The sequence below is a fragment of the Endozoicomonas atrinae genome, assembly GCF_001647025.1.
Taxonomy (GTDB): domain Bacteria; phylum Pseudomonadota; class Gammaproteobacteria; order Pseudomonadales; family Endozoicomonadaceae; genus Endozoicomonas; species Endozoicomonas atrinae.
Genome location: NZ_LUKQ02000065.1, coordinates 18,238 through 28,007, shown reverse-complemented (window position 1 = coordinate 28,007; position 9,770 = coordinate 18,238). Strand labels below are relative to the sequence as shown.

The 9,770-nt window shown below is 49.2% G+C and carries 10 protein-coding genes and 1 pseudogene; 10 read left to right on the top strand and 1 reads right to left on the bottom strand.

Annotated elements, in window-relative coordinates; translation table 11 throughout:
- From AK963_RS35305 to AK963_RS11300, 9 genes and pseudogenes are all read left to right on the top strand, one after another.
- Positions 1–190: pseudogene (locus AK963_RS35305) on the top strand (IS630 family transposase); the annotation flags it as partial.
- An 18-nt stretch (positions 191–208) separates the two neighbouring features.
- Positions 209–760, top strand: a complete 552-nt coding sequence (locus AK963_RS11340) for an MFS transporter (protein WP_066015562.1) — start codon at positions 209–211, stop codon at positions 758–760.
- A gap of 276 nt (positions 761–1,036) precedes the next feature.
- Complete coding sequence (locus tag AK963_RS11330; protein WP_066015560.1) at positions 1,037–1,957, top strand: sugar ABC transporter substrate-binding protein; 921 nt, start codon at positions 1,037–1,039, stop codon at positions 1,955–1,957.
- A gap of 95 nt (positions 1,958–2,052) precedes the next feature.
- Positions 2,053–3,552 (top strand): sugar ABC transporter ATP-binding protein, encoded by a 1,500-nt coding sequence (locus AK963_RS11325; protein ID WP_066015559.1) that lies wholly within the window; start codon positions 2,053–2,055, stop codon positions 3,550–3,552.
- Positions 3,553–3,678: 126 nt separating this feature from the next.
- Positions 3,679–4,707, top strand: a complete 1,029-nt coding sequence (locus AK963_RS11320; RefSeq protein ID WP_175404492.1) for an ABC transporter permease — start codon at positions 3,679–3,681, stop codon at positions 4,705–4,707.
- 186 nt (positions 4,708–4,893) lie between these two features.
- Positions 4,894–5,805 carry a TIM barrel protein gene (locus tag AK963_RS11315; RefSeq protein WP_066015558.1) on the top strand — a complete coding sequence of 304 codons (912 nt, stop codon included), beginning with the start codon at positions 4,894–4,896 and terminating at the stop codon, positions 5,803–5,805.
- Positions 5,806–6,561 (top strand): sulfite exporter TauE/SafE family protein, encoded by a 756-nt coding sequence (locus AK963_RS11310; RefSeq protein ID WP_066015557.1) that lies wholly within the window; start codon positions 5,806–5,808, stop codon positions 6,559–6,561. It begins immediately after the preceding gene.
- Positions 6,562–6,767: 206 nt separating this feature from the next.
- Positions 6,768–7,277, top strand: coding sequence for a thiol peroxidase (tpx, locus tag AK963_RS11305; RefSeq protein ID WP_066015556.1), 510 nt, complete (start codon positions 6,768–6,770; stop codon positions 7,275–7,277).
- On the top strand, positions 7,277–7,894 hold the full coding sequence (locus AK963_RS11300) for a redoxin family protein (RefSeq protein ID WP_139117359.1): 618 nt from the start codon (positions 7,277–7,279) through the stop codon (positions 7,892–7,894). The genes tpx and AK963_RS11300 overlap by 1 nt, the downstream gene beginning before the upstream one ends.
- Positions 7,895–7,980: 86 nt before the next feature.
- Here AK963_RS11300 and AK963_RS11295 read toward each other — a convergent pair whose 3' ends face one another.
- Positions 7,981–8,787, bottom strand: coding sequence for a MurR/RpiR family transcriptional regulator (locus AK963_RS11295; RefSeq protein ID WP_066015555.1), 807 nt, complete (start codon positions 8,785–8,787; stop codon positions 7,981–7,983).
- Positions 8,788–8,940: 153 nt separating this feature from the next.
- Between AK963_RS11295 and iolB the strand changes: the two genes are divergently transcribed.
- Positions 8,941–9,747, top strand: a complete 807-nt coding sequence (iolB, locus tag AK963_RS11290) for a 5-deoxy-glucuronate isomerase (protein ID WP_066015554.1) — start codon at positions 8,941–8,943, stop codon at positions 9,745–9,747.
- The last annotated feature ends 23 nt before the right edge of the window (positions 9,748–9,770 follow it).

Below are 9,770 nucleotides of genomic sequence, written 5' to 3'. Positions count from 1 at the left end.
ACCATTCGCACCGGAGTTAAACAGCTCAGAAAGGCTATGGGAGTGGATGCGGGAGCATGACTTATCAAACAAAGCATTTTCAGGTTATGAAAATATTGTAGATTGTTGCTGTGAAGCTTGGAATAACCTTTGCAGCGAAGCTGGTCGACTGTTCAGTCTGTGCTCCCGTGATTGGGCAGTTATACAGTAGTTAGAAAATTCAATTGGTATGATCGGTATCGTCTTTATCGGTGGTAACTCTCTGGGTATGTACCTGATCGACAGAACCGGACGTTTACCACTTTTGAAGGTCGGTTCAATTGGCTGTCTGATCGGTATGCTGATGGCCAGCTGGGGCATCTTTAACCAGTCCACCGGTTATACGGCGCTGATCGGCCTCATCATCTATGTTGTTTCCTTTGCCGTCAGCTGGGGCTGCTGCTGCTGGACCCTGATTTCTGAAATCTTTCCGAACCGCATTCGCTCTCAGGCCATGGCAATCGCTGTTGCTGCCCAGTGGACCACCGGCTTTGTTGTCACCCAGACATTCCCAATGCTGAATGACAATGCCTGGCTGCAGGAGCAGTTCAATGGCGCCTTCAGCTTCTGGGTATTCAGTCTGTTCTGTGTCTTCGCCTACTGGTTTGTTCAGCGCTACGTACCGGAAACCAAAGGTGTCAGCCTGGAGCGTATGGAAGAGCATTTCATGTCACGCTATGGCAAGGCCAAACAGCCTGCTGCTAATGCTGGCTTTGCTCAGACAGGTGAACCACTGGCCTGATCAGCCTTTCAATCATATAAGACTTGTGGCTCCTTACGGGGCCACAATTGCATCCGAAAATGGAAAAAAAATTCCAAAAAAATAAAAACGAAAAATCAATGCAATGCTTTGACACATATCAACAGCAAAATTCACAAAGAACATCAAAATACACCACGCCAAACCCCGGGAAGATTCTGCGAAAAGGCTGGGCTGTGTACTGGCCCCTGTAATGCAAGCCATGGTGGTTCTGCATAACCGTCTGTAATAAGAACGATTCAGAAAGTGAGGGTAGATATGAAGAAGCTCACCAAACTGCTTCTGGTGTCAAGCATGGCGATTCTGGCTGGCTGTGGCCAGAAAGACGATGGACGAATCAAGATCGGCGCTTCTTTCTGCGCATTCAACGACACTTTCCAGATGTATATGAAAGATGCCATGGATGCCAAAGCGGCTGAACTGGGCGATGTTGATGTGGTCTACACCGACGGTAAAGAAGACATCACCATTCAGCTTTCGCAGGTTGAAAACTTTATTGCCCAGGGCATGGACAGCATGATCGTCTGCCCTACCAATGGCGATGCCGCCAAGTCCATCTCCGATGCAGCCATCAAGGCAGGCATCAGTATCGTGTATCTGAATCGAATGCCAACAGAACTGCCTGAAGGAACGTACTACGTCGGCTCCGATGAACGCACTGCTGGTCAGATCCAGGGTAAATACATTGCAGATAAGCTTCAGGGAAAAGGCCAGGTCGGAGTCATTATGGGTATTCCCGGCTTGGATAACACCGTCAAACGTACCGAGGGTGTGAAAGATATCCTGAAAGACCACCCAGAGATGGCGGTGACCCGTGAACAGACTGGCCGCTGGATGCGTGACCTCGGTATGAGCGTCGCTGAAAACTGGATCACTTCCGGCGACAACATGGCTGCCATTATCGCTAACAATGATGATATGGCACTGGGCGCCGTTGCAGCTCTGGAAGCCAGCAATATGAAAGACAAGGTTCTGGTAATGGGTATCGATGCCACACCAGATGCGTTGGCCTTTATGAAAGACGGTCGCCTTGATGCCACCGTATTCCAGGACCCCATTGGACAGGGAGCTGGCAGTCTGATGGTCGCTTATAACCTCGCCAAGAAAAAGCCGGTGAAAAAGGAAACCTGGATTCCTTTCGAGCTGGTAACCCCTGAAAACTACAAAGACTACCTGTAATTCACCACCGCATAGAAACAGCAGCCGTTTGAGCCACAAAGTCATTGAAATCAACGATTCAGCACCTTGTGGTTCAACCAACCGATGGAGGCAATATGCAAGCAGAGGCAGAAGTTGTCCTCGATATGCGGGGAATTTCGAAATCCTTCCCTGGCGTCAAGGCACTGGATAACGTGCAACTGAGCCTGAAAAAAGGCAGTGTCATGGCCCTGATGGGCGAGAATGGCGCCGGTAAATCAACGCTGATGAAAATACTGTTCGGCATGTACAGTCGTGACAGTGGCACCATCACTCTGGATGGTCAGGACGTTCAGTTTGACAGCGCCCTAGATGCCCTGGAAAACGGTGTCACCATGATTCATCAGGAGCTGGCTCCAATCCTTCACCGCAGCGTTGCCGAGAATATCTGGCTTGGCCGGGAGCCGTTAAAAGGTCCTCTGAAGCTGATTGATCATGACAAAATGTGGACCGATACCCAGACTCTGCTGCGCAGCCTTGATCTGGAAATGGATCCCAAAAAGCGGATGTGTGAACTGACCGTTGCGCAGATGCAAATGGTCGAAATTGCCAAGGCCATCTCCTATAACGCCCGCATTATCATCATGGATGAGCCCACCTCATCCCTGACCGATAAAGAAGTGAAACACCTCTTTGAAATCATCCGTCGCCTTAAGGGTGAAGGGGTCTCCATTGTCTATATCAGCCACAAAATGGACGAGATCTTCCAGATATGCGACGAAATAACTGTATTTCGTGATGGCCAGTACATCAGCTGTGTTTATTCCAGAGAGACCAATCAGAGTGAGCTGATCAATATGATGGTTGGGCGGGAGCTCAAGGACATGTTTGTCCGTGAAAATCATCACATCGGTGAGCCCATGCTGACGATCGATAAGCTCTCACTGGACGGGAAATTCAACGATGTGTCGTTCAGCGTCCGGAAAGGTGAGATTTTTGGTATCGCAGGTCTCGTCGGTGCAGGACGGACAGAGCTGATCGAAACTATTTTCGGTGTTAACGAGAAATCATCTGGCACCATTTATATCGACGGGAAAGAAGTCGATATTCCCTCCCCTTCCATCGCTATTGAGCACGGCATGGCCCTGTTGACCGAAGACCGTCGCCAGACCGGCCTCAGCCTGATGCTCTCAGTAGAAGACAATGGATGTATTGCCAATATTGGCAATTACATCAACCAGTTCAAATTACTTGATCTCGTTCGACTTAGAAAAGAAACCAGAGAGGAGTGTCAGAAGATCCGGGTTAAAACCCCTTCCATGTCAACGCCGATCGGTAACCTCAGTGGCGGTAATCAGCAGAAAGTATTGCTGGCCCGCTGGCTGCTGACTCAACCGGATATTCTCTTTCTGGATGAACCGACCCGCGGCATTGATGTTGGCGCGAAAGCTGAGATTTACAAACTGGTCAGCCAGCTCGCTGCCCAAGGCAAGACCGTCATTATGGTCTCTTCTGAAATGCCGGAACTGCTTGGACTTTGTGACCGGATCATGGTCATGCACGAAGGACGGGCAAAAGGGATTCTCAGCCATGAAGAAGCCAGTCAGGAAACCATTATGGATATCGCTCTGAATTAGCTTTCGCCGTCCGCTACCCGCCTCCCGCTGCCCGAAAAAGATATGCATGCTTTACGGGCAGCGGGTAGCGGGTAGCGCTCATTAAGAGCTAAGAGCTTTGAAGCATTGAGTATCAAGGAAATTGTCATGTCAAACCCCGCGTTATCCACAGGTGGCCATCACCTGAGTACAGACGAAAAAAAAGCACTGATTAAAAACATTATCAGTAAATACGGTATTTACTTTGTCTTTCTGGGCCTGGTGCTGTTCATGTCGATCATGCACCCAGCATTCCTGACTGTGAATAATATTCTGAATATTATACGTCAGGTTACCAGTATTGGTCTGATCGCCCTGGGGGTTACCATCATCATCATCACCCGGGGTATCGATCTGTCCTCCGGCTCTGTATTGGCTCTGGTTTCTGTGGTGGCCGCCTCTCTGGCCCAGAACCCTGATTGGGCCGCAAGAATGTACCCGGCCCTGCCAGTACTTCCGGTTATTGTACCGATCGTAGTGGGACTGGCGATTGGAGCCCTGTGTGGTGGTATCAGCGGTGTCTTTGTGGCCAAAACCGGTATTCCACCGTTCATTGCCACGTTAGGCATGATGATTGTCGCCCGCGGCGCCGCCATGATTTATAGCGATGGCCGCCCCGTCAGCTCACTGACCCCCGAATATAATTTTATGGGACAGGGCGAGATTCTTGGTATTCCTTTCCCGGTCATTCTCTTCGCGGTTATGGCCGTCCTCTGTTACATCCTGCTGAACCATACCCGTTTTGGTAAATACGTTTACGCCATTGGCGGTAATGAGCAGGCGGCTCATGTATCCGGAATCAACGTCAGCAAATACAAAATCCTCGTTTATATCCTCGGTGGTGTGATGTCTGCCCTGGCTGCGCTGGTTCTCTCTGCCCGTATCAGCTCCGGCCAGCCGGGTCTCGGCAATATGTTCGAGCTGGACGCCATCGCTGCAGCCACCATTGGTGGTGTCAGTCACTCCGGTGGTATCGGAACCATTCAGGGTACTGTCGTCGGTGCATTGATTATTGGTGTACTCAATAATGGCCTTGATCTGCTTAACGTCTCTGCTTACTGGCAGATGGTAATCAAAGGCGTGATCATCGTAGCTGCGGTTGTCTTTGATATGCGCAAGAACGCCAGAAAGAGTTAACAGCGTTTTAAAAGACTGAACCACAAAGGCACGAAGACACAAAGGAAAAGATCCTTGCTCTCATGCTCTTCATGAAGACCCGAGTTCTTAGAAGCTTTGTGGCTTTTTGGCTTCGTGCCTTTGTGCTGAAAAAGCTTTCCTATAGCATTTTTTATTCATAAACGACCAATAGCAGGAGTTGTAAACATGGCTATTCACAGACAGGAAAGCCAGTTCAGGATCGCCAATGCCCCCTGTTCCTGGGGAGTAGAAGACCCGGGCAACCCAGATAACCCACCCTGGCAGCAGGTTCTGGATGAGGCATCCAAAGCCGGCTACAAAGGGCTGGAGCTGGGGCCCTATGGTTTCCTGCCAACCGATCATGTGCAGTTGCGGGATGAGCTGGGTATCCGCGAACTGACCATCAGTGCCGGTACCATCTTTGAGCCGCTGTGGGATGAAGAACAACGTCCATTTATTCTGCAGAAAACCCGCAAAATCTGTCAGCTGCTTAATAAGCTGGGCAGTGAATACCTGGTGGTGATTGACAGTGTCAACGGTCTTCGCAGTTCCTATGCGGGCCTGAAAGACCTTGCTCCCAGGCTGGATAACTACCACTGGGAAATCATGATGAGCACTATTCGGCAGATTTCGGATATTGCCCATGAGTATTGCATCAAGCCTGTTCTACACCCACACGCTGGCGGCTATATCGAGTATGCCGATGAGGTGACTCGTGCCATGGAAGACCTTTTTGACGACACCATCTCCCTGTGTCTGGATACTGGCCATTGCGTCTATGCCGACATGGATCCAGTGCACTGGCTTAAGCAGTGCAAAGATCGTCTGGCCTATGTTCATTTCAAGGATGTCCGTGCTGAGCGACTTAAACACTGCATCGACTCCCGTATGGGCTTCTGGGACGCCTGTAAATACGGTGTGATGTGCCCTATCGGTGAAGGCTGCGTGGATTATCCTGCCGTTAAACAGGCTCTCACGGAAATAAACTACCGTGGATGGATTGTTATCGAGCAGGAACGTGACCCCAAAGCAGCAGGAACCTCTCTGGAAGATGTCAGCAAGAGTCTGAACCACTTACGCCAGTCAGGATTCTGCTAAGTGCTGCCCGAACTATCGATACTGGCTGTAGCCATCCCTGCCGTTGTTATTAATGGCCTCGGCAAGGGAGGTCTGGGTGGTGCCCTGGGTATGATCGGGGTACCGCTGATGTCACTGGTGATGTCCCCTCTTCAGGCTGCGGCCATTCTGCTCCCCCTGCTGTTGGTGATGGACGGTTTTGCCATCTGGGGTTGGAGACACAGTGTTCACTGGCAAACCATGCGAATCATCATGGCGCCGGGACTGATGGGTGTGGTTCTGGGTGTTCTGGTCTTTTATCGGTTACCCGATACGGCCATACGCCTGATGATTGGTGTGATTGCGGTACTGTTTTGCCTGCATCACTGGCTTACTCCTCTTATTCAGCGATACCGTAAAACCTCTGGCAAACCCGGTGTTATTGCGGGCATCTTCTGGGCCACGGTCAGTGGTTTCACCAGTTTTGGTCTTCATGCTGGCGGACCACCAATGAGTATTTACCTGCTGCCCCAAAAGCTGGATAAAAAAGTGCTGGCAGGCACGACAGCGGTATTTTTTGGCATCATTAACTTTGCCAAGCTTCCCGCCTATGGCCAGATGGGTCAGTTCACAGCGGATAATCTTCTGCTGACGCTGATACTATTACCTTTCTGCCCGCTGAGCGTTCGACTGGGTATGAAGCTGGTAAACACTTTGCCAGAAAAGATATTTTATCAATTTCTGTATCTTGGGCTGTTTATTACCGGGATGAAATTGATCATGGATGTCATGGTGTAGATAAGTTGAAAGAGTACCAATGAGCCCTACCTTTCAGGCTAAGGCTGATTGGTATTCGGCCCGCTGTTCTTCCCTATTAAAAAGCACTTTAGAACCAATAAATAGAATTGTAATTCTTAACTGTAATTAAAACGGCAACCATTAACTTTAGTTACTACTATTTGACTACCTCATAAGCAATTTACCCCTAACGAGGAGTTTAGTTAATGGCTGAAGTGACCTTTCAAGGTGCGCCGGTTAAGGTTTCCGGCAAGTTCCCCCAACCCGGATCAAAAGCCCCTGCATTTTCTTTGTGCGCTGCAGACCTCAACGATATATCCCTTGAGGATTTTCAAGGAAAAACGTTAGTACTTAATATTTTCCCAAGTATTGATACTCCTGTCTGTGCAACCAGCGTTCGCAAATTTAATGAAAAGGTTGCCAGTCTGAACAACACGATTGTGCTTTGCGTATCTGCAGACCTTCCATTTGCTACCGGCCGCTTCTGTGCGGCAGAAGACATTGAGAATGTGAAAACCGGCTCATTCTTCCGTTCCCCCGGGTTCACAGAGCACTACGGTGTAAATATTGCGGAAGGTGGCTTGAGAGGGCTGGCAGCACGGGCAGTCATCATCATCGACGCTCAGGGTAATGTCACCTACAGTGAACTGGTACCAGAAATTGCTGAAGAGCCAAACTATGAACTGGCGCTCAGTGCCGTTAAGGAGCTGATGTAATGATGAAATGCTCAGCTCTTTTTCTGTCACTGGTTTCCAGCACTTTTGCTTTCGCTGATTTTCCAGTTACCCAGGATCATGCCGATCTTGGTGCCAGAAAAATATTAACTCTGGAAAAAGATACGGTCTTTCACCTGACAGGCAAGGCAGTGAAAGTCGGCCAATTAATGCCTTCCATGGTATTAACAGACTCCAATCTCGGCGCTTTTGATACCAGCAAAAACAATGGAAACCCCAGGGTATATGTTGTTCTGACGTCTGTTGATACTCCAGTTTGCGAGCAGCAATCCAATGACCTGGCAGCGTTCATCAAAAAGAACAGTGAAGACCTGGGTGATATAGAGTTTATTGTTGTCAGTGCAGATACACCATTTGCCCAACAACGCTTTATCGAAAAGCACGACCTGGAAGACAGTCAGGTCAACTTCCTATCCGACTCCCTGGCTCATGATTTCGGAAATAAAACGGGCACTCAGATTAAAGAGCTTGGCCTGCTGGCCAGAACTATCATTGTGGTCGATAAAAATAACAGGATTTCCTACATTCAGCGTGTGCCTGAGTTGACCACCATTCCGGATATTGAAGCTGCTGTCAAAGTAGCAAAAGCTACGGAATGATTTGCCTGATAGCCTGAGACACTATGTAAATAAGGCTCTCTCAGGCTATCCGTTATACTGAACTCTTTTCTGTTGACAAAAGATCCTCAGTTTTTAGCTAATGAAAGGATAAGCCCCTGCGCCAGGCACATGGAAGTTGAAAGCCCACGTACACCTCCCACTTCAGCATCTCTGACAAATAATACCAGATCAGCGTCTTTAGCCAGAGGGCTGACTTCATTGTCCGTCAGAGTAATCAGCCTTGCCTCTCTCATTTGGGCATGTTCCTGCATCCACAGCGTTTCTTCTCCATAGGGATAATAGCTGATCAGAAAGACCAGATCTGTACGACGAATGCCCGCCGCTTCTTCTTGATGCAGTCCGCCTTTCCCTCCCAGCAGAACACAGCGTCGATCCAGCTGCCAGAGACCATACGCCAGATAGGTAGCAACCGGATGAGCTCTTCGTACACCCATCACATAGATGGTATCCGCCTGCTGGATCAAACTCACCGCCCGAAGCAGATCTTTTTCATTAATTGATTGTTCCAGTACCTGAAGTGATCCCCGGCTCTTTTCAATCAAAGGGGACAGCGTGCCCTGTTGAGCACTTTCCGGGCAGGCAGCCTGTACACGATCCGTATAAGAGCCGGTGTAGTGTAACTGGGACCGGATCTCTCGACGCATTTCACTGAAACCATCAAACCCCAGGGCATTGGCCAGGCGAATAACCGTAGAGGGTGGAACATCCGCTTCACCCGCAAGTTCAGCCACCGTACAAAGTGCCAGACGTTCAGGGTTCTCCAGCAGATAACGGGCTAACTGCTTAAGTCGTTTACTTAACCCGTCGTAATGCTCCTGGATAAGCGCCTGAAATACTCCATTACCAACAGATTGATCGATTGTACTCACCATTAAAACTCATCTTTTAACAACCGGTGCTGCTTATCTGCCATAGATCAACAAACTGCAACTTTTATTCCATTACCATAAAAAACGGAATTTATTTTCCACATTTTACGTAAACGGATCTTGAGAGTCATCGATAATCCACCAAAGGGAGTGTTCATGTCTGAACTGCTGGTCAAAGCCTCTACCGATATGACCGATGGGTCAATCATCAATATTCAGCGTAGCCAGTCCTGCCTTAAGTATGTGGGTTTTCAGGTTTTGCAGCTTATGCAGGGAAGCTGTCATGAACTGAACTCTGGTGAAGATGAGCTCTGTATTGTCATCCTTGAAGGGAAAGTGTCAATCAACGCCGGTGAAGAACTGTTTCCTCAGCTGGGGCAGAGAACGTCTGTTTTTGATCAGATTCCGACTGATGCCCTCTACATTCCGGCAGGTATCTCTGTACACATCACGGCTGAGACCACGTCCGAAATTGCACTTTGCAAGGCTCCCCATCTGGGTATCAATCAACAGGTCCAGTGGATTAGACCAGAGGATGTTGAAGTGCTTGAGCGGGGAGAAGGAACAAATAAGCGGTACATTCACAACATCATGATGGCGAATGCCAAGGCTGACAGCCTGCTGATTACCGAGGTGTATACACCCGGTGGTCACTGGTCCAGCTACCCTCCCCATAAACACGACACTGATTCACTACCAGAAGAGTCTTTCCTGGAAGAAACCTATTACCACCGGCTGAACCCGCCACAGGGCTATGCACTCCAGCGTGTCTATACCGATGACCGCAGTATTGATGAAGCCATCTGTGTAGAGAATGGTGACACCGTTATGGTGCCGCGGGGATATCATCCCGTCGGGGCTCCTCATGGTTACGACCTTTATTATCTCAACGTAATGGCAGGCCCAAAGCGGCAGTGGAAATTCAAGAACGATCCCGCCCATGAATGGATGCTGAAGAACTAATTCTGAAACCACTCTGAAAAAAC